Origin of the sequence: Pseudomonas sp. S5D5 (genome assembly GCF_003013355.1) — a bacterium.
GTDB lineage: Bacteria > Pseudomonadota > Gammaproteobacteria > Pseudomonadales > Pseudomonadaceae > Aquipseudomonas > Aquipseudomonas aylmerensis.
In genome coordinates this window covers 3,737,947-3,757,880 of record NZ_PTEO01000001.1, presented here as the reverse complement: position 1 = coordinate 3,757,880, position 19,934 = coordinate 3,737,947, and the positions used below count along the sequence as shown (strand labels likewise).

Annotated in this window: 13 protein-coding genes; 7 read left to right on the top strand and 6 right to left on the bottom strand. The window is 65.1% G+C overall.

Going from position 1 to position 19,934, the window contains the following annotated elements; all coding sequences use genetic code 11:
• Positions 1-338: 338 nt before the first annotated feature.
• The 3 genes from C9990_RS17205 to C9990_RS17195 form a co-directional block, all read right to left on the bottom strand.
• A complete protein-coding gene (locus C9990_RS17205; RefSeq protein WP_106804069.1) occupies positions 339-2,183 on the bottom strand; it encodes an ABC transporter ATP-binding protein in 1,845 nt (614 codons plus the stop codon).
• The gene (locus C9990_RS17200) at positions 2,176-3,942 is read right to left on the bottom strand and encodes an ABC transporter ATP-binding protein (protein WP_106804068.1); all 1,767 of its coding nucleotides are present in this window, start codon (positions 3,940-3,942) and stop codon (positions 2,176-2,178) included. The genes C9990_RS17205 and C9990_RS17200 overlap by 8 nt, the downstream gene beginning before the upstream one ends.
• Before the next feature lie 95 nt (positions 3,943-4,037).
• Positions 4,038-5,270 carry an acyl-CoA dehydrogenase family protein gene (locus tag C9990_RS17195; RefSeq protein ID WP_065901222.1) on the bottom strand — a complete coding sequence of 411 codons (1,233 nt, stop codon included), beginning with the start codon at positions 5,268-5,270 and terminating at the stop codon, positions 4,038-4,040.
• A gap of 293 nt (positions 5,271-5,563) precedes the next feature.
• Between C9990_RS17195 and C9990_RS17190 the strand changes: the two genes are divergently transcribed.
• The 7 genes from C9990_RS17190 (at position 5,564) to C9990_RS17160 (ending at position 13,830) form a co-directional block, all read left to right on the top strand.
• A complete protein-coding gene (locus tag C9990_RS17190) occupies positions 5,564-6,607 on the top strand; it encodes an ABC transporter substrate-binding protein (protein WP_106804067.1) in 1,044 nt (347 codons plus the stop codon).
• A gap of 16 nt (positions 6,608-6,623) precedes the next feature.
• Positions 6,624-7,355, top strand: a complete 732-nt coding sequence (locus C9990_RS17185) for a class II aldolase/adducin family protein (protein ID WP_106804066.1) — start codon at positions 6,624-6,626, stop codon at positions 7,353-7,355.
• 95 nt (positions 7,356-7,450) lie between these two features.
• Positions 7,451-8,638: an LLM class flavin-dependent oxidoreductase gene (locus C9990_RS17180; RefSeq protein WP_106804065.1), complete on the top strand. Its 1,188-nt coding sequence runs from the start codon at positions 7,451-7,453 to the stop codon at positions 8,636-8,638.
• Between the two features lie 3 nt (positions 8,639-8,641).
• Complete coding sequence (locus C9990_RS17175) at positions 8,642-10,198, top strand: ABC transporter substrate-binding protein (protein WP_106804064.1); 1,557 nt, start codon at positions 8,642-8,644, stop codon at positions 10,196-10,198.
• Positions 10,191-11,249: an ABC transporter permease gene (locus C9990_RS17170; RefSeq protein ID WP_106804063.1), complete on the top strand. Its 1,059-nt coding sequence runs from the start codon at positions 10,191-10,193 to the stop codon at positions 11,247-11,249. The genes C9990_RS17175 and C9990_RS17170 overlap by 8 nt, the downstream gene beginning before the upstream one ends.
• Positions 11,246-12,055 carry an ABC transporter permease gene (locus C9990_RS17165; protein WP_065901234.1) on the top strand — a complete coding sequence of 270 codons (810 nt, stop codon included), beginning with the start codon at positions 11,246-11,248 and terminating at the stop codon, positions 12,053-12,055. The genes C9990_RS17170 and C9990_RS17165 overlap by 4 nt, the downstream gene beginning before the upstream one ends.
• A complete protein-coding gene (locus tag C9990_RS17160; protein WP_106804062.1) occupies positions 12,052-13,830 on the top strand; it encodes an ABC transporter ATP-binding protein in 1,779 nt (592 codons plus the stop codon). Before C9990_RS17165 ends, C9990_RS17160 begins: the two co-directional genes overlap by 4 nt.
• Positions 13,831-14,557: 727 nt before the next feature.
• Here C9990_RS17160 and C9990_RS17155 read toward each other — a convergent pair.
• From C9990_RS17155 to C9990_RS17145, 3 genes are all read right to left on the bottom strand, one after another.
• On the bottom strand, positions 14,558-15,640 hold the full coding sequence (locus tag C9990_RS17155; protein ID WP_065901239.1) for an LLM class flavin-dependent oxidoreductase: 1,083 nt from the start codon (positions 15,638-15,640) through the stop codon (positions 14,558-14,560).
• A gap of 19 nt (positions 15,641-15,659) precedes the next feature.
• Positions 15,660-18,221 (bottom strand): TonB-dependent receptor plug domain-containing protein, encoded by a 2,562-nt coding sequence (locus C9990_RS17150; RefSeq protein ID WP_106804061.1) that lies wholly within the window; start codon positions 18,219-18,221, stop codon positions 15,660-15,662.
• Between the two features lie 152 nt (positions 18,222-18,373).
• On the bottom strand, positions 18,374-19,930 hold the full coding sequence (locus C9990_RS17145; RefSeq protein ID WP_065901257.1) for an ABC transporter substrate-binding protein: 1,557 nt from the start codon (positions 19,928-19,930) through the stop codon (positions 18,374-18,376).
• Between the last annotated feature and the right edge of the window lie 4 nt (positions 19,931-19,934).

Below are 19,934 nucleotides of genomic sequence, written 5' to 3'. Positions count from 1 at the left end.
CCTCAATACCGGCCTGGCGTAAACAAACACAACCCACGATGCGAAGCGAGCCGCTTTTGATCTTGATCTTGATCTAGGCGCCCATCAAACACGCTGGCCGAACGCAGGCTTGAATCCGTGGGTAACCCGGCAGGACGCCGGGTTAGCCGCACTGGGCCAAGGATGGCCCATTGCGGCGGCCTACGGATTCAAGCCGGAGTGAGGGCACACCGAGCCTAGGCGAGGTGCCGAGTGTTGGGGCAAGAGCGTTTTGGTTACTTTTGCGCTGTTCAAAAGTGACCCGCTGTAAGAGCGGAACCATAGGCGGCCATCCCCCAAATAACGGATATGCCTCACCTCTACAAAAGCACCACCTCCGCCCCCCCCACCCGAGCACCAAGCAAATAACTCCGATACAACCCAGCATACGCCCCCTCCTGGGCAATAAGCCCCGCATGCGGCCCCAGCTCCACCACCTGCCCATGCCGGATCACCGCGATCCGGTCCGCATCGCGAATCGTCGCCAATCGATGCGCAATGATGATCGCCGTCCGCCCCTCGCACAGGCGCCGCAACGCCCGCTGAATCCGCCGCTCCGTATGAATATCCACCGCCGAAGTCGCCTCATCCAGCACCAGCACCGCCGGGTCTGCCAGGTACGCACGCACCAGGCACACCAACTGCCGCTGGCCATGACTGAGGTGCGCGCCCAGCGGCCCGACTTCGGTGTGGTACTGGTGGGGCAGGCGCTCCAGCACTTCATCGGCACCGAGCTCGCGGGCGGCGGCGATCAGCGTGGCGTCGTCAGCCTGGGGCGCGGCCAGGCGCAGGTTGTCGAGGATGCTGCCGCTGAACAGCACGTTGTCCTGCAGCACCACGCCGACGTGACGGCGCAGGGTGTGTTGCGCCAGGTCGCGCACGTCAATGCCGTCGAGACGCACCGCGCCCGATTGCACGTCGTAGAAACGCGTCAGCAATTGCACCAGGGTGCTTTTGCCGTGCCCGGACGGACCGACGATCGCCAACACTTCACCGGCCGGAATGTGCAGGTCCAGGCCATTGATCACGGGCGCCTGGCCGTAACTGAAACCGACCTGGTCGAAGTGCACTTCGCCGCGAGCCCGTTCCAGCGTATGCGGCGTGGCACGATCGATGATCTGCGGCGTGGTGTCGAGCAGCAGGAAAATCCGCTGCGCCGAGGCCGAGCCGGTGGCGTAGCGCTCAAACAGGTCGGACAGCTCCTGCAGCGGCCCGAGGAACAAAAACACGTAGAACAGGCTTTCGGCGACCTGGCCCACACTCACTTCGCCCGCCGCCAGCCCGTAGGCGCCCACCAGCAGCAACAGCGCGATGCCTGCCGAGCTGAGCAGCGCGGTAAACGGCGCAAACCACGACGAGCGCAGGCTGCCGCGAATCAGCGCCTGGTTGAAGTCATCCAGCAGCCCGCGATAGCGCCGCAGGTTGGGGGCTTCTTGCGCGCATTGCTGCAACAGGCGCGCGCCGCTGACGCTTTCCACCAGGTGCGCGGTGAAGCGGCTGCGGTTCTCCGCGACCTTGGCCCAGTTGCGCTGCGAGATGCGCTTGAAACTCCACGTGGCCAGCACCAGCAGCGGCACCGTCGCCACCAGGCTGAGGAAGAACCGGGGGTCGATACGCCACAGCATCACCGACGCCAGGCCGCAGCGCAGCAGGGCGCCGAGCAGTTCCGGCGGACCCTGGATCACCAGCGGCTCCAGCGCGTCGACATCGCGGTCGACCCGCGAAATGATGCGCCCGGCGCGCGTCTGGTCGAAGTAACTCACGCTCAGGCCCTGCACGTGTTCGAACACCTGCACTCGCAACGCGTTCAGCACCCGGATCGCCGCGCCGCCGGCGACGAACTGCGAGACCCCGGCCAACAGGAAGCGCGCCAGCCAACTGGCTGCCAGGCCAAGGCCGAGCCACAGCACCAGGCGCTCATCCAGCAGCCAATGGTCAGCCTGCTGGATCAGCCCGCGGTCGAGCAGCTCGCGTACAAACCAGGGGCGCAGGAACACTGTGATCACCAGCACAATTTCAATGCCGATCACCGCAGCGATCTGGCGTCGGATTGGCCGCAGCAGTGGCAGCAGCCGCTTGAACATGCTGCGATCGAGGGCCTTCTTCGCGAGCATTTCTTCGATTTCGATATCGCTCAAGGCTTTGCCTGGCAGCGGGTTAGCCATGGTCGATCCCCAGCAGGTCGCGGTAGTGCGCGTTGGTTGATTGCAGGTCGGTGTGGCGGCCCATGGCAGTGATTCTGCCGTCGGCCAGCATCAACACGCGGTCGGCCAGCAAAATGGTCGAGAGCTTGCTGGAGATCACCAGCACCGTGGTGCCACGCAGTTGCCGCAGGTTCTGCAACACCTGGCGCTCGCTGATGGCGTCGAGCGCGCTGGTGGCGTCGTCCAGGCACAGAATGTCGGGGTTGCCCAACAGCGCGCGGGCCAGGCACAGGCGTTGGCGCTGGCCACCGGACAAGGTCACGCCCCGGTCGCCCAGGGGTGTATCCAGGCCTTGGGGCAGACGCTGCAGGATGTCGTCGGCAGCGGCTCTGTGCAGCGCATCGCGCAGCTGGGCGTCGGTGGCGCTGGGCGCGGTCAGGCGCAGGTTGGCGGCGAGGGTGCCGGCGAACAGGAAACTTTCCTGAGGCACCACATGCACGCGCTGGCGCAGCGGGCCGAGTTGCAGCTCGCGAATGTCCTGCCAGCCGCTGGCGTCCGAGCCGAGCAATACGCGCCCGGCAGTCACGTCGCTCAGGCGCGGCAACAAGCTGGCGAGCAAGCTTTTGCCGGTACCGGTGGCGCCGACCAATGCGACGATTTCACCCGGCTGGATGCTCAACGAACACGCCTGCAAAATGTCGCGACCGCCGCCCGGTGCCGTCACGCTGACGTGCTCCAACTTGAGCCCCAGCGGCGTGGCGGGCAGGGTGGCGGTACCACTGCGGATAGCGGCGGGTGCGTCGAGCAATTGCCAGATGCGCTCGGCACTGGCGCGGGCATCGGCGAAGGTCTGCATCACCCGGCCGATCCCTTCGATGCGAAACACCAGGGTGGTGGCGATCAACAGTGAGGTCACCAGTTCGCCAATGCTCAGTTGCCCGGTGGCGACCAGGTGCGCGCCGTACACCAGGATCCACACATGCCCCAATGCAACCACGGCCTGGGGCAGTGGAATGCGCGAGCTGGAATACGCCAACGCCTGGCGCGCGAGGCCGGCGAACACCGCCACCTGGTCGGCGAAGCCCTGGATACGTCGCTGCTCCAGCGCAAATGACTTGATCACGCGCACACCGCCAATGCCTTCGCTCAGGTCCTGGTTGACGCGGTCGTAGGCGCTGCCGACCGCCCGATCCAGGCCCACCAGGCGCTCGGTCTGGCGCACGAAAATCCACAGCCCGGTGACCGTCAGCAACAACGGCACCAGCCCCAGCAGCGGGTTGTACCAGCTGAGCAGGCCGACCGTGGCGAGTACCACCAGCGGCGTTTCCACCAGTTGGCGCCAGAAAGTGATCAGCGCGTCGCGGACCTTGTCGGCGTCGCGGGTCGTGCGTGTGATCATCTCGCCCATGCCGTGCTGCCAGTGGTAGCCCAGGTGCAGGCTTTGCACCTGGGCGAGGATGCGTTCGCGCAGGCGCGTCAGCAGTTCCTGGCTGATCACCAGCGAGAGCACGCTGGCGATGTACTGCAGCACGCCACGGCCGAGGGCCACGGCGAGCATCAGCCCCAGCCAGTACCAGCCGAGGCCGGCCTCCAGGCTGCCATCCGCAAGGCGCACCACCGCGCGGCCGGCACTGACATCATTGACGGCATGCCCGATCAGCCATTGCTGCCAGACCAGCCCCAGGTTGATCGCCACGTACAGCGCCGCGACCAGGCTGAATCGCCAGGGCATTTCCCGGTAGATCGCCAGGCTGCGTAAAAGAGGGTGTTGTTCAATCATGAAAAGCTCATAGACATAAACGGGGGATACCGGACCTTGCAGGAGCCCGGCTTGCCGGCGATGGCGCCCTTAAAGACGCCATCGCCGGCAGGGTTTTATTTACGGGTGGCGCCCTGGGTTTCCTTGGCATTCAGGATCGCGGTGTATTCGCCTGGGTCCACGTCGTTGAGGTAGTAGTTGCCCACGTGGTGCAGGCGCCAGCGGATCGGGTCGTGGGTGGTGTGCACGCGGGCGTTGCGCCAGAAGCGGTCCAGGTTCCACTTGCTCAGCGAGGCGCTGGCGCCCAGCAGCGAGAAGATATCGCTGGAGATCTTCAGCGAGGCACTGTCGGAATGCGCGCGGGCGGTGGCGACCGACAGGATCAATTCGTCCTGCAGTTCCTTGTTGTCCGGGTCTTGCTCATGGGCATCGAACACGCGTGCGGCGTCGCGCAGCAGCGATTCGGCAGCCCGCAGCGCAACAGCGTATTCACCGATCTGCTTAATGATGTGCGGCTCTTCATTGGCGTGGTCGACGCCACTTTCCACCCACGGCCGCGCGTGGTGCTTGAGGTAGTCGACGGCGGCAGACAAGGCGCCGGCGGCGATGCCGGTGTCGATGGCCGCGTGGAGGATTTGCGGGAAGGTCAGCCCGGTGCGTTTCATCGGGCCTTTGCGGCGCGAGACGTAGTCTTCGTCCAGCACAATATTGTCGAAATTCACCGTGCCGCTGACCGAGTTTTTCTGGCCAAAGGCGGCCCAGTCATCCACCAGCGTGAGGCCCGCTGCGTTGCGGTTGAGCAGGACACCGGCGCCGCCATCGTCCGAGGCGGCGGTGAGCGAGATCCATTCGGCGAGGTAGGAGCCGGTGGAGTAGAACTTGCTGCCATTGAGTACCAGGACGCCGTCCTCACGGCGTTCGACGCGGGTCTTCAGGGCGAATTTGTTCTTGCCGCCGACCTCGGCCAGGGCATTGCCGAAGCGTTTGCCAGCCAACACATCGCTGACCAGCCGATCCCGCACTGCATCCGGGTAGCCGTTGAAAATCCCGCGCAGCATCACGTTGTGGATCTGCAGCAGTTGGCCGACGCCGCCATCGGCCACCGAGATAATCCGCACGGTCTCGACGATGGTCTGCACACAAGCCCCCAGCCCGCCAAAGGCCTTCGGCACGCCGATGGCGGTGATGCCGCTTTCGGATAGCAGCTGTGCCTGGCGCCACGGCAGCTGGCCGTTCTGCTCGGGGTCGGCGGCGATGGCGGCGATCTCCACCGCGATGTCCTTGGCCGCGGCGATGGCCTCGGCTTCGCTGTGCAGTTGGCGTACAGGCGCCTGTTCAAACGTAGTCATGCATTCATCCTTCTGTTTGGGTTCGCTTCCCCAGGGGTTGCGGTGTTGGCAGGGGCTTGAGCAAGTTCCAAGCCAATGTGAAAAGTCCCACCGTGTGGGGGCTGCGAGGATGGGGCTGCTGCTGGGGCAGCAGTGCTCGCAAGCGACTGCTGGCGCAGCAGCAGTGCTGTTGGCAGGTCAGCAGTCGCGTGGCCGGGTTCGTCGCGACAGCCCTGTAAACCCTGGCCCGCGTCGATTGGCACGGCCTCTGCAATACCTCCTCCACTGACTTGCCCAATTCAATGGAGCTGCCCATGACCCTTTCCGCTGTCCTGCCCACGCCTGAGCTTGAGCAGATCTGGTTTACCCGCTGCCCGGTGCCGACCGCCTCCGGCATCGCCTACAAGCTGGGGTGGTTGACCGAAGAGTTCGCGCCGGATGGTTTGCCGGTGTCGACGTTGCAGGAGGCTCGCCAACTGGGCCGTCACCATTACGATCACGACCTGCCTGGGCTGTTTCGCGAAGGCGGTAACGTGCCGGCCCTGGCGGCTCGCGCAGCCGGCGCACCGAGCCGCCTGATCGGCCTGACCTGGATCGAGGAATGGCAGACCATCCTGGTTCGCCCGGACTCCGGCATCAGCCGCCCCGAGCATCTCAAAGGCAAGCGCCTGGCCCTGCCGGCCTGGGGCGACAGCCGCCCTGGCAGCATTGCACGCGCCATGAGCCTGCACGGCTACAAGGGCGCATTGAGCCTGGCCGGCCTCGGCTTTGACGATGTCGAACTGGTGGAAGTGGCCTTGCAGGACCAGGAGCAGGCGCCGGACCCGCAGCAAGGCTTGCAACGCCTGTGGTCGGGCCTGGATTACCTGGTGCGTGGCGAGGTGGATGCGGTGTACGTCAAGGGCGCTTCGGCGGCCGACGCCGCACGGCGCCTGGGGCTGGTGGTGGGGATCGACCTGGACCTGATCGCCGAGCCGCGCTATCGCATCAACAACGGCACGCCACGGCCAATCACCGTGCACCAGAGCCTGCTCGACAACCACTTTGACCTGGTGGTGCGCTTCCTGGCGCAGACCCTCAGTGCGGCGGATTGGGCGGCGAACAACCGCGATGGCCTGAACGCGATTCTCGAAGAAGAAACCCGCGCCGGCAGTGCCGGTGTGGCCGAGGCTTATCGCGGTGATTTCCACACCACCCTGGCCCCGGATTTGTCGGCCCAGCGCCTGGATTTCCTCGGCGTCCAAAAAGATTTCCTGTACCTGCACGGCTTCCTGGAGCGCGATTTCTCGATCGCCGACTGGGTCGATCCGCGCCCCCTGCAAGCTGCCCATGAACTGTTGGCCAAGCGCCGCGCCTGAACCTGGAGAATGCCCCATGACTGCCATTGCTCACGCTCAACCCCTCGATCAAGCACTGCAGGCCTTTGTCGACAAGGTGCTGCTGGACGCCGAAGAGGCTTTCACCGTATTCCGTGAAACCAACACCATCACCGCCAACGGCACCGTCGGTTTCATCGAGCGTGTACCCGGCCAGGAACTGCTGGTGTCGGTGAACTACGGCGGCCCGTGGAACTACCGCAAGCCGCTGCAAGCCACGGTCACCGACTTTGCCGGCAACGTGATTCTCGGCAAAGGCAAAGGTGGCCTGGGCCGCTACACCAAGCTGTTCCAGCAGCACCCGGACGTGACCACCGTGTCCCACGTGCATTCGCCGTACCTCGGCGCCTGGGCACAGACCCACCGCACCTTGCCATTCCACTACGTGCCGGTGCAGCGCTACCAGCTGGCGCGGGAGCTGCCGGTGTACATCGACCGTCGCCAGCAGGAAGTCGACTTCATCCTCGACAAGATCGCTGAAAACCCGTTCAACCTGGCCATCCTCGAGGCCAACGGCGGCTCCACCGTGTGGGGCAAGCAAGGGCTGCGGGCTACCGCCGAATTCATCCTGTTGCTGGAGGAGGGCGCCCAGCTGCAATTGCTCGCCGACGCCCTGGGTGGATCGCGTCCCTACGGGCCGGGCGTGTTGACCCAGCAGTGGAAAATGAGCGGCCTGTTCGAACACGCCACCGCACTGGGCCTGGTCCCGGCCATCGACCGCAAAAACTGAACATACCCTCATCACGGTGATTGAAACCACCACGACCCCTGCAGGCGACGCAAGCCGGCGCCTGCAAGGGGCGGTTCCATTCAAGGATGTCTGTCATGGCTGTAAAGATTCTCTGGTACCTCACCACGCCCGATGGGCCTTATCCGTGGGAGCCTGAAGGGCGCTGGAAAACCGACTTCCAACACCTCAAGCAATTGGCGGTCGCCAGTGATCGCCTCGGCTATTACGGCTCGCTGCTGGGCTCCAGCCCGAATGAAAGCCTGGCAGTGGCCGCGTCGTTGATCGACGCCACCGAGCGCCTGCGTTTCCTCGTGGCGCAACACCCGGGCGAGCTGTCGCCGGCGGTGTTGGCCAAATGGGCCTTGACCTTCGACCAGTTCTCCAATGGCCGCCTGCTGTTCAACGTGGTCAACGGCAATGACGCCGGCCTGGCCACGTTGGGCGTGCATTACGCGCATGACGAGCGTTACGCCTTCAGCCTTGAATACTGGCGCGCGTTCCAGGGCTTCTACGCCGGTGATACGCGTGGCTATGACGGTGAGTACGTCAAGCTCGCCCCGCGTGCGCCGGGCGCCGCCAGCCATCCACTGGGCGGTTGGCACCCGCCGTACCAGAAGCCGGGTATCCCGTTGTGGGGCGCCGGCACGTCGGGGCCGGGGGTCGAGCATTCGGTGCAACTGCTCGATGTGTACCTGAGCTTCGCCAACACCCCGCCGAAACTCGGCGACAAGTTCCGCAAGGTCGCCGCCGAGGCGGCGAAGATCGGACGCGAACTGACCTTTGGCACGCGCCTGCAAATCATCGTGCGCGAGACCGAGGAAGAAGCCTGGGCCCACGCGGAAAAACTGCTGCAGCGCACCTCGTTGCAGACCGCACGCAATGCGCTTGAGCGCCAGTTGCCGCCGGGGGTGAGCCTGGAGGATTTTCACAGCGACGACCCGCAAACCCAGCGCAATGTCGAGACGGTGCGTGCCGGGCGCCTGCCCACTGCGCGTGAGCTGGAAATCTACCCCAACGTGTGGCTCGGCCCCAGCCTGTTCGGCTTCAACATCCTCGGCCCGGCTGCCGGCACGTATCTGGTGGGCAGTGCCGAGCAGGTCGCCGAGCGCATCCGCGAATACGAGGCGCAAGGCACCTCGGCATTCATCCTCTCGGGCTTCCCGTTGATCGACGAAGCCCATCGGGTTGCCGATTTGCTGTTCCCGTTGCTGGACCTGGACCACGGCTTTGAAGTGCCGCGCCTGGGCGTCACCCACAAGGCTGTACAGCGCGAAGAGGCTTGAGTGATGAGTGACGGATTTTCCCGCCGGGTGTTTCTCGGCAACAGCCTGGTGGTCGGCGGCGGCCTGCTGCTGGGGGGCTGTGACAGCGGTGCGGCGAGCCAGGGCGCGGCGGTCCTGACGGGTAAGCCGGTGAGTGGCGGGCGCCTGCGCATCGGCATTATCGACGGCGACCAGTCGGGCAACCTGGATGCGCATAAACCGGTGGGCGGCGGGATCATCCGTGGCTGGGCGCTGTACAGCAAGTTCTGGGAATGGAACACCGATGTCAGCACGCGCCTGGCCCTGGCCGAGTTTGCCGAGCCGAACGCCGACGCCAGCGCCTGGACCATCCGCATCAAGCCCGGCCTGGAGTTTCACCATGGCAAGACCATTGGTGCCGACGACATGCTGTTTTCGCTGTTGCGCCTGACCGACCCCAAACTGGCTTCACCGTTTGCCGGGTTGGTCGGGGCGATCGATCGCAACGCGCTGCGCAAGCTGGATGAGCGCACCATCGAAATTCGTTTCAAGCAGGGCCAGAGCTTCTTCCCACTGGATGAAACCCTGATCAGCTTTGGCGGCATCGTGCCGACCGACTATGACCCGATCACCAACCCGGTGGGCGCCGGCCCTTACAAGCTCAAGCGCTTCGTGCCCGGCCAGCGCTCGCTGTACACGCGGTTCGAGAACTACTACAAACCCGGCCAGCCGTATGCCGACGAGCTGGAAATCATCGAGTTCAAGGACCAGGTCTCGCGCGTGGCCGCATTGCGCGCCGGGCAGATCGACGTGGCCAGCGGCGTGCAGGCCGAGCACAGCGCGTTGCTCAAGGCCGATTCGCGCCTGTCGCTGTGCGTCTCACCGACGACGTCATTCACCGGTTTCAACCTGAACCTGGCCAAGCCGCCGTTCGACGATGTGCGCGTGCGCCAGGCGTTTCGTCTGCTCGCCGACCGCCAGGAGTTGGTGGACCGTGGTCTCAATGGCTTCGGGCGCATCGCCAACGACCTGTATTCGCCCCATGACCCCACCTACAACCATGCAATTGCCCAGCGCCCTTATGACCTGGAGCAGGCGCGCTCGCTGTTGCGCCAAGCCGGGCAGACTGACCTGCGCGTCGAGCTGACCACCACGCCAGGCCCTGGAGTGAATGCTGCGCTGGTGTTCGCCCAGCAAGCGAAAAAGGCCGGTGTGGAGGTGCGTGTCACCCAGGTTGACGGCGCGGTGTTCAATGGCCCGCAGCGCGAGCAATGGCAGGTATCGCCGGGCTCGACCCCGGCGCGCGGTTTTCTGGCCTCGGCCCTGCACAACGACGCGCCGCTGGCGATCTACAACCGCAGCAATTTCCATGACCCACAGTTCGACAGCTTGTACCGCCAGGCCCTGGCCCAGCCCGATCTGGCATTGCGTACCGGCCTGGTGCATGAAGCCCAGCAGATCCAGCACGAACGTGGCGGCCTGCTGATCTGGGGCTTCAGTGATGTGCTCGACGCGGCGTCCGTGAAGGTCGGCGGCCTGAACCCCGAGCAGACCACCTTCGCCTCCTGGCGTTTTGACGAGTTGTGGTTGAACCATGTCTGAGTCGCACTGCAAAACCCCGCGTACGCCGGCCTGGCTGTCGTGGTTCGTCGGGCGCCTGGGCTACGGTTTGCTGACCGCCTGGGTGATCAGCCTGGTGGTGTTTATCGCCACCCAGGCGCTGCCATCGGACCCGGCGCGGGTGATCCTCGGCCCGGATGCGCCGCTGGAAAGTATCCTCACCCTGCAGCACCAACTGGGCCTCGACCAGCCGATCCTGTGGCAATACCTGCGCTGGCTGGGCGCGGCCTTGAGTGGTGATCTTGGCGTGTCGCTGGATTCCAACGCGCCGGTCAGCCACCTCCTGTGGGGCCGTTTCGGCTATACCCTGGCGCTGCTGGCCGGGGTGATCGCACTGGTGGTGCCGGCGGCGCTCGCGTTGGGCGTGGCGCTGGCGTTGCGCCGCGACAGCCGCCTGGATCGCTGGAGCCTGTCGTTGCTGATCTTTCTCAAGGCCACGCCGGGTTTCCTCTTGGCGATTGGCCTGGTGCTGCTGTTTTCCATGCCGCACATGGACTTTCTGCCGGCGGTGTCGATTCTCGACCCGGACCAGTCGCTGCTGCGCCAGCTCAAGTTCCTGATCCTGCCCGTCGTGGCCCTGAGCCTGACCGCGTTGCCCTATCTCACACGCATGGTGCGTGCGGCGATGATCGAGGCGCTGGAGTCCGATTACGTGATCGCGGCGCGGCTGCGCGGCATTCCCTACAGCCGCATCGTGTGGTGCCACACGTTGCCCAACGCGCTGGTGCCGGCGATCCAGGGCGTGGCGCTGACCTTGCGCACGCTGATCGGTGGGGCGGTGCTGGCCGAAGTGATCTTCAGTTACCCCGGCATCGGCACCGCACTCAACGCGGCCATCCAGATGCGCGACCTGCCGATGATCCAGGCGATTGTGCTGGTGATCACCCTGGCGGTGGTGCTGATCAACCTGCTGGCCGACCTGCTGACCGTATTGCTCACGCCCAAGCTGCGCACGGCGCGGCGCGTGAGGATGATTCAACGCAACCGCCGGGGCATCACCCCGTGGTGGCGCCGCTCCCGAGGTGAGGCATGAACGAGCCGCAAATTCGCAAAGGTGCACTGATCACCGCGCTGGTGATCGCGATTGCCGTGCTGGGCCCGTGGCTGGCACCCCATGGCACCACCGACATGGTCGGCCCGGTGTACGGCGCGCCGATGGGCAGCGCATGGCTGGGCTATGACTTCCTTGGGCACGACGTGCTGTCGCGCCTGCTCAGCGGCGGTCTGTCGGTGCTGTGGATGTCGGTGGCGGCGGCGAGTATCGCGCTGGCGGTGGGCAGTACGCTGGGGTTGTTGGCCGGGCTCTCGCGGCGACGTCTGGACCAGCTGATCACGTGGTCTGCGGATGTATCCCTGGCGTTTCCCGACCTGATCCTGGTGCTGCTGATCGTGTCGATGCTGGGTCGCGCGCCGTGGCTGATTGTCTTGACTGTGTCCATCGCGTTCATTCCCGGCGTCATCCGCCTGGCGCGGGCCAGTGCGGTGGCGGTGGCGGGGCAGGAGTTTGTCGAGGCGGCGCAGATGATGGGGTATTCGCGGCGGCGCATTCTGTTCAAGGAGATCCTGCCGAACATCCTCACGCCGCTGCTGGTGCACTTCGGCAACATGCTGACCTGGGGCGTGGGCATGCTCTCGGGCTTGAGTTTTCTCGGCTATGGGGTCGCGCCGCCCACGGCGGACTGGGGCCTGATGATCAATGAAAACCAGGCAGGCCTGCTGGTACAGCCCTGGGCGGTGTTGGCCCCGGCGGTACTGATCGGGGTGTTTGCCTACGGTACCAATATCCTCGCCGAAGGCATCGGCCGGCGCAGCGCACGGATGGGAGAGAAACAGGCATGAATGCGATCACCGAAATAGACACGGCGGTGTTGCAGGTGCACGACCTGCGGGTGGAATTGTCGGCGCAGGTGGATGTGGTGTCGGGCATTTCGTTCAGCCTGAACGCGGGCGAAATCCTCGGGCTGGTGGGGGAGTCGGGGTCGGGCAAGACCACCCTCGCCACCGCTTTGCTCGCCCACGCCCGACGCGGTGCGCGCATCGTCGCGGGCCAGGTGCAGGTCGACGGCCAGGCGTTGTTGAGCCTGGAGGGCGAGGCCTTGCGCCGGGCGCGTGGCAGCCTGATCGGTTACGTCGCCCAGGACCCGGCCACGGCGCTGAACCCGGCCCTGCGCATTGGCAACCTGTTGCGCGAGACGTTGGCGGTGCATCCGCTGCAACTGGACCGCGCTGCCCAGCAGCAACGCATCAGCGAGACCCTGCGCGATGTCGGCCTGCCGGACGATCCCGAGTTTCTGCGACGCTTTCCTCATCAATTGTCCGGTGGCCAGCAGCAGCGCGTGATGCTGGCGCTGGCCTTTGTGCTGCGCCCGCGCCTGATCGTGCTGGATGAGCCGACCACCGCGCTGGATGTCAGCACCCAGGCGCATATCCTCGCGACCTTGCGCCGCTTGTGCAAAAGCCAGGGGGTGGCGGCGGTGTATGTGTCCCATGACTTGGCGGTGATCAAGGACCTGGTGGACCGGGTGATGGTGATGTACGCCGGGCGCATCGTCGAGACGGCCACGCGCGAGGTGCTGTTTCGGCGGCCATCGCACCCGTATACCCGTGGCTTGCTGGCGGCAATCCCGGATGTGGCCGGTCGGCGCGAACTGCAAGCCATCGCCGGGCAGGCCCCGGCGCCGGGGCAACGGCCGCAGGGGTGCAGCTTCGGGCCACGTTGTGACCGGTTTACTCCAGCCTGCGCGGTGGCTGAGCCGCCGCTCCAGGCGCTGCCCGCCGGGCACGCGGTGGCGTGCCTGAATGCGCATGACCAGCCGTTGCAGGTGCGTGAGTTGACCCCGATTGCGGCGCTCACGACGCAGACGCAGGCGCCGTTGTTGGCAATCAGCGGCTTGAACGTCGCCTATGACCGGCAGGTGTTGTTCGACATCACGTTGCAGGTGCAGCCGGGTGAATGCCTGGCGCTGGTGGGTGAGTCCGGTTCGGGCAAGACCAGCCTGGCGCGGGCCGTCGCCGGGCTTGGCGAGAATGCCGAAGGGCAGTTGAGCTACGCCGGCCGGCCTTTGCCGCTGCAGGCGCGCCAGCGGGGCGCGGGCTTGCGCCACCAGATCCAATACATTTTCCAGAACCCGTACCGCGCGCTGAACCCACGGCAAACCGTGTACCAGACCTTGAGCGCGCCGCTGGAGCACTTCTTCGCGATCAAAGGCGCGGCGGCGCGCCAGCGGGTCGAGGCGGTGCTCCAGCGCGTGTCGCTGTCGGCGTCGGTGGCCGACCTGTACCCTCACAGCCTGTCGGGCGGCGAACGCCAGCGCGTGGCCATCGCCCGAGCCCTGTTGTGCGAACCACGGCTGCTGATCTGCGACGAAATCACCTCGGCGCTGGACGTATCGGTGCAAGCCTCGATCCTCGACCTGCTGCGCCAGTTGCAGCGCGAAGGCTTGACGTTGCTGTTCGTGACCCACGACCTGGGCGTAGTCCGCGCAATTGCCGACCGGGTGCTGGTCTTGAAAGTCGGCAGAGTGGTGGAGCAGGGCGCAGTCGACAGCGTCCTGGACCAGCCGCAGGCGGCGTATACCCGCACGTTACTGGAGCATTCGCCGACGCTGGGGTGACCCGACTTCGATCCACGCCTGGGGCGCTGGATCAGTGCTGAATCCCCCCCACACACAGCACACCTCCCTGTGGGAGCCGTCGAGCCCCAGCGAGGCCGCGAAGGCGGTGTGTCAGTTGATGCATCAGGTGCCTGACACACCGCTTTCGCAGGCAAGCCAGCTCCCACAGTTGGGCGGTGTCGTGGCTGAAATTTCAACCCCATAGCGAAATCCGGCACTTGCTCAAATCCCAGCCACAGAGCGAAACCCGTGGTGGCGCCAATCCCAGCCACAGAGCGAAACCCGTGGTGGCTCCAATCCCAGCCACATAGCGGATCCTGTGGTGGCTCCAATCCTAGCCACACAGCACACCTCCCTGTGGGAGCCGTCGAGCTTTAGCGAGGCCGCGAAGGCGGTATGTCAGTTGATGCATCAGGTGCCTGATACACCGCTTTCGCAGGCAAGCCAGCTCCCACAGTTGGGTGGTGTCGTGGCTGAAAATTCCAACCCCATAGCGAACCCCGGTGCTTGCTCAAATCCCAGCCACAGAGCGAAACCCGTGGTGGCTCCAATCCCAGCCACACAGCCCTCTCCCTGTGGGAGCCGTCGAGCCCCAGCGAGGCCGCGAAGGCGGTGTGTCAGTAGATGCATCAGGTGCCTGACACACCGCTTTCGCAGGCAAGCCAGCTCCCACAGTTGGGCGGTGTCGTGGCTGAAATTTCAACCACATACAGCTCCCCCGAGGGTCCTAGTTCAATCCTTTCCTGCGCTGCGCTTCCTCCCGCACCGCCGGAATGATCCACCGCCCGTAATCCACGGTGTCATACAGCGGGTCGTAGCCTCGGTTGAGGAAGGTCGTCACGCCCAAGTCGACATAATCCAGCAACGCCTGGGCCACGGTTTCCGGGGTGCCGACCAGTGCGGTGGTGTCGCCGTAGGCGCCGACGGCCGTGGCGGTGGGCATCCACAGCGCGCGGTCGTGGCGGTCGCCCAGGGCGGCGGCGGCCAGCAGGCGTTCCGAGCCGGTGCCCTTGATGCGTTTCTGCCACGGGCTGCCGGCCGCAAACTGCGGGTTCGCCTTGATCTGCTGCAGGATCTGCTCGGCGCGTTGCCAGGCCAGTTCCTCCGTGGCCCCAAGGATCAAGCGCACCGACAGACTCACCCGCGGCGCGGCAACCCCGGCCGCCGATGCAGCGGCCTTGAGCTTGGCAATCTGCTCTGCCACGCCACTCAACGGCTCGCCCCACAGCGCATACAAATCCGCATGCTTGACCGCGATCTGATAGGCGATGTCCGAAGACCCGCCGAACGAAATCGGGATGTGTGGCTGCTGCAGCGGCTTGACCGGTGAAAACGCGCCCTTGATGTTGAAGTATTGGCCCTCGAAATCGAACGGCTCCTCGGCGGTCCAGGTTCGCCGCACGATCTCCAGGTATTCATCGGTGCGTTTGTAGCGCTCGGTCTTGTCCAGCAGGAAGTCGCCTTCCTGCGGCTCGGCGGTGATGCCGGTAATCGCGTGCAGGCGGATGCGTCCGCCGCCGGTGGTGTGATCCAGCGTGGCAAAGGCGCGTGCGGCGACCGTCGGCGCGGTGAGGCCTGGGCGGTGGGCGATCATGAAACCCAGGCGCTCGGTGTGGGCCGCCGCATAGGCGGCGATCTGCAGGCTGTCGGCGCTGCCGGGACCGCTGGCGATCAGCACGCGGTCAAAGCCCGCGTGCTCGTGGGCGCGGGCATGGTGGCGGATGAAGTCGAGGTCGAAATCCGGGCTGCGAACGCCACGGGTTTCGGACCATTGGCGCGGGAAAATCATGCCGACAAATTCAATGGACATGGAAGGCTCCGGTGGTGGATCAGAATTGATAGTCGACCTGGGCCAGCAAGGTGCGGCCAGGCATGGGTTGTAAAAAGGTGTTGGTGGAACCGGCCAGGCCGCTGACGAAGTTCAGCTCGTTGGTCAGGTTCAATACGCGCAACGTGGTGCTCCACTGCGGCTGGCGGTAGTACAGGGCGAGGTCGAGGTTGTATTCGTCGGGGATCTTTACCGTCTTGCTCAGGTTCAGGTACCAGCTGCTGGTCCACCAGCCGGAGAGTTCGGCACCGAAGCCCGAATCGAAGCGATAGTCCACGTAGCCACTGGCGGTGTACTCGGGAATCTGCACCGCGTCGTAGCGCCCGGATGGCCGCTGGTTGAGGCTGTTGTTATCGCCAAACACCGTGCCGTTGTCGGCAATGAACCCGGCGGAGGCGAAGCCGGCCTGAGAGGTGAACTCGTTGTAGGCACTCAGCTTGGACAGGTTCAGGCCGCTGCGCAGATGGTCATCGGGTTGATAGCGCACGGTGGCTTCCACGCCCTTGATCTGCAGGCGCGCGATGTTGTTATTGCTGTCGGGAGACTGGTCACGCGCCTGCTTGAACGCGGCCAGGGTCATGAACAGCTGGTTGGGCAGCGCCTCGACCTTCATCCCGACTTCATGCAGCACGCTCAGGCTCTGGAACGCCAGTGGGTTGAGCTGGTTGGCACCGGTGCCGCTGCCCCAGCCCAGGCCGTTGGAGAAGAACCCGGTGTTGACCGCCAGCGAGCGATCAAAGGTGTAGTACAGCGTGGTGTTCTCGGTCGGTTTCACATACGGGCTGACCTGGAAGGCGAAGAGCCGATAGTTGTCGCTGTCCTTGCGCTTGTTACCGCCTGCGAGCACGAACGGGTTGTCGATCTCGGCGTCGATCCAGCTGCGGCTGGCGCCGATGTTCAGGCCCAAGTAATCGCCGAACTTGAGGTTGTGCTGGCTGAACAGGGTCTGGGTGGACCAGGTGCTTTCAGCGGTGTAGGGCGCCACGGATTCCGCATACAGCCCGTGCCCGGCCGGGTACATCGCCGCCAGGTTGAGCCAGCCGTAATAGTTGGAGTACTGCGGCACGCCGGGCTGGCCGATCCACGCGCCGTTGCCGCCGGCCGGGTTGCTGGCGTCGAGGCCGAGCAGGTCGCCGGGGTTCTTGCCCGAGGGATTTTGCGTCAAGTCATAAGCGTTGATGGTCGAGCCGAAGCTGTTGTTGGCGGCAATCGACTGGTTGAATTCGCGGCGGTAGATCAGGCCGGTATTGCTCTCGTCGCGCAGGGTCCAGCCGCCGAGTTGGGCTTCGTTACGCGAGCGGAATTCGAAACGGTTGTCGAAAATATTGTCTTTGGATTGCACCTGGAACGCGCCGACGGCATCGGTGATGTCCCTGGAGCGCTGGTAGAACGTGCTGTTGGCCACAGTGATGGTCGGCGACAGGTCAGCCTCGATACGCAATTGCGTGGTAAAGCGCCGCGAGCTGCTTTCGTCTTCCTTGCGTTGCCCGACCTGGGACGACAGCGACTGCTCGCCATTGCCGGCCAGCGTCGGGTCATACACCCAGCCGCGCAGGCTGCCGGGGCTGGCCTGTGTGTTGGGCGAGGCGGTCTGGAAGCTGCCGTCGACCACGCTGTATTGGCCCTGGGCATTGCGCTGGCGCTGCACCCAGCCAATGGTCGGTGCGTCGGCGGCGCCGGAAGCCAGCACGGGTGACCACAGGGTGTTGCCGTTCTGGAAAATCGGCGTGGCCCGGCCGGCGTAGTACTTGCCGTGATCCACCAGGTCCTGGGTCGCGCGGTTCCAGCCGTGGGTGATGTTGTAGTCGTAGTAGTTGTCGTAGCTGGCGTTCCAGTCCACGCGCACGTTGTCGTTGCGCCAGGCCAGCGCGCCGTAGAATGCGTCGAAGTTGTTGTCGACGTTGTCGTAGAAATCCTGCTGGCGCTGCTTGGTGATGCTCACGCGGTACGCCAGGTTGTCACTCAGCGGGCCGGTGTTGTCGATGCTGAACTTGTTGGCGCTGCGCGAGGTGCCGTCCGGAACCCACGAACCCAGCTCGCCGCTGAGCTTGGTCTTGAACTCGGTGAAGTTGGGCTTCTTGCTCAGGTAGTTGACATAGCCGCCGCTGCCGGACACCGACCCGTAGGTGACCGAGGACGGGCCGGCGACGATATCCGCGCTTTCATAGGCGTTGAAGTTTGCCGGGTGACGCACGCCATAGGCGCGCTGGCCATCCTGGAAGATTTCCGAGCCCTGGGCCCGGAACTGCGGGGCGATCCCGGCGTTCTGGCCGCCGCCGCGAGTAATCCCGGGCGCGTATTTGACCAGGTCGTCGGCACTGTGGATCGAGCCGTTGGCCAATTGCTCGGCATTCACCTGCACCACCGAGCGCGGGGTGTCGAGCACACTGGCTTCGATGCCGCCGTACACCGAGGTCGGTGGGCGAGTGGGCAGGGCGTCGTCATCCGACTCGCTGCTACTGGCCTGCACCGTCACGGTCTGCAGTTGAGTATCAGCGGCAAAGACCTGCAGCGGCAGGCTTGCGGCCAGCAGCAGGGGTAAACGCAAGGCGATAGCGTGCATGGCAGAAATGCCTCCTGTCGAAAATTGGATCAATGCGGTGTGCCCTTGCAGGCGCCCGGCTTGCCGGCGATGAGGGCTTCCCGCCTGGCCTCGGCCTGACGGACGTCATCGCCGGCAAGCCGGCGCCTGCAGGGATAGGCGGTGTCAGTGATTCAGGCGGTGTCTTTGAGCCAGAGCTTCTCGAAGCGCCAGGTGCTGAACAGTGACTCTTCCGATTGCGCACCACCAACGCGGGTGGACACGCTGTCGAGCAGGTCGGCGTAGCCCCAGATCAACATGCCGCCGCGCTCGTACTGGATTTGCTGCACCTGATGCACCAGGGCCTTGCGTTTTTCCAGGTCGGGTTGGGCCATGGCGGCGAGGAACAGTTCGCTGAACTGCGGGTCGTTGAAGTGGGTCTTGTTCGACACCGCGAACGGCGCATCCGTGTGAATCGCACTGGCCAGGAACGGGGCGCCGATGCTGCCGCCGGTGCTCAGGGTCCAGTCGTTTTTCAGCGGGCCCTGGAACGTTGCCAGGTCCACCTGCTTGACCTTGAGCGTCACGCCGATGCGCTTGGCTTGTTCGGCCAGCACCAGCGCCGAACTCAAGCCGGGGCCCGGGGTGGTGATCAGCTCCACCTCGAGGTTTTCCTGGCCGGCGTCCTTGAGCAATTGCGCCGCGCGTTGCGGGTCGTGGGCGCGCGGGCCGAGGTCGTGGTTGAAGGTCGGGTCGCTGGGCGCATACAAATCGTTGGCCACGCGGCCCTGGCCGTTGAGCGCACGGCGCACCAGTTCCTCACGGTCGGCCATCAGGCGAAACGCCTCGCGCACGCGCGGGTCGTTGAACGGCGGTTTGTCCAGGTTCATGTCGAAGGACAGCCAGTTGCCGGTCACCGACTTGATCACCTGCAGGCGTGGGTCCTTTTGCAGGATCGGCAGTTGCTCGGTAGGCATCACGTTGGCCATGTCGATCTGCCCGGCGCGCAGGGCCGCGAGGCGTGAGACCTGGTCCTTGAAGTCGATGATTTCCAGTTCGTCGGCGTAGGGCTTGCCGTCCTTGTAGTAGTTGTCGAAACGGGTGAACAGCGAGCGCTGGCCGGGGGTAAAGCTTTTCAGTTTGTAGGGGCCGGCGCCCACCGGGTTGGTGACCGGGTGATAGTCCACGGGAACGATGCCGCCAAAATTGACCCAGGTTTCCGCCAGCGGCATGTAGCTGCGTCCGTCACGAAAGCCCAGGCGCACGGTGCGGTTGTCGAGCTTGACCAGGTTGTCGCGGTCCACCCAGTGCAACAGCGCTGCATACGGCGAGGCGAGTTGCGGATCGGTCAGGCGCCGGATCGAGAAGATCAGGTCATCGGCATCGATGGTCTTGCCGTTGTGGAACTCCAGGCCCGGACGCAGGCGCAGGGTCCAGGCGCTGGCGTCGGCATTCGGCTCGGCGAACTCGGCCAGCGCCAGGCGCGGCTGCATCTGCTCGTCCCATTCCCATAGCTTGCTGTACAGCGCGAAGCCGCGGACGATGCCGCTGCCAATCGGCTTGTGCGCGTCGAGGTTGCCACTCTGGTTGCCGTCGAGAATCCCCAGGCGCAGGCGTCCGCCGTAGCGTGGCTGGTCGTTGCCGGCGACCGCGCCGGGTGTGTCGCTGGGGCCGCAGCCCGCCAGCAGCAGGCCGCCGCCGACGGTTGCGCTGTAGCCGAGAAAGTCCCGGCGGCTGAGCAGTAAGGTCATGGCG

Excerpts from the sequence above, each read along its gene's own strand:
- C9990_RS17145 (WP_065901257.1), bottom strand. The coding sequence starts at position 19,930 with ATGACCTTACTGCTCAGCCGCCGGGACTTTCTCGGCTACAGCGCAACC.
- C9990_RS17160 (WP_106804062.1), top strand. The coding sequence starts at position 12,052 with ATGAATGCGATCACCGAAATAGACACGGCGGTGTTGCAGGTGCACGAC.
- C9990_RS17205 (WP_106804069.1), bottom strand. The coding sequence starts at position 2,183 with ATGGCTAACCCGCTGCCAGGCAAAGCCTTGAGCGATATCGAAATCGAA.
- C9990_RS17195 (WP_065901222.1), bottom strand. The coding sequence starts at position 5,270 with ATGACTACGTTTGAACAGGCGCCTGTACGCCAACTGCACAGCGAAGCC.
- C9990_RS17170 (WP_106804063.1), top strand. The coding sequence starts at position 10,191 with ATGTCTGAGTCGCACTGCAAAACCCCGCGTACGCCGGCCTGGCTGTCG.
- C9990_RS17180 (WP_106804065.1), top strand. The coding sequence starts at position 7,451 with ATGGCTGTAAAGATTCTCTGGTACCTCACCACGCCCGATGGGCCTTAT.
- C9990_RS17185 (WP_106804066.1), top strand. The coding sequence starts at position 6,624 with ATGACTGCCATTGCTCACGCTCAACCCCTCGATCAAGCACTGCAGGCC.
- C9990_RS17200 (WP_106804068.1), bottom strand. The coding sequence starts at position 3,942 with ATGATTGAACAACACCCTCTTTTACGCAGCCTGGCGATCTACCGGGAA.
- C9990_RS17175 (WP_106804064.1), top strand. The coding sequence starts at position 8,642 with ATGAGTGACGGATTTTCCCGCCGGGTGTTTCTCGGCAACAGCCTGGTG.
- C9990_RS17155 (WP_065901239.1), bottom strand. The coding sequence starts at position 15,640 with ATGTCCATTGAATTTGTCGGCATGATTTTCCCGCGCCAATGGTCCGAA.
- C9990_RS17190 (WP_106804067.1), top strand. The coding sequence starts at position 5,564 with ATGACCCTTTCCGCTGTCCTGCCCACGCCTGAGCTTGAGCAGATCTGG.
- C9990_RS17150 (WP_106804061.1), bottom strand. The coding sequence starts at position 18,221 with ATGCACGCTATCGCCTTGCGTTTACCCCTGCTGCTGGCCGCAAGCCTG.
- C9990_RS17165 (WP_065901234.1), top strand. The coding sequence starts at position 11,246 with ATGAACGAGCCGCAAATTCGCAAAGGTGCACTGATCACCGCGCTGGTG.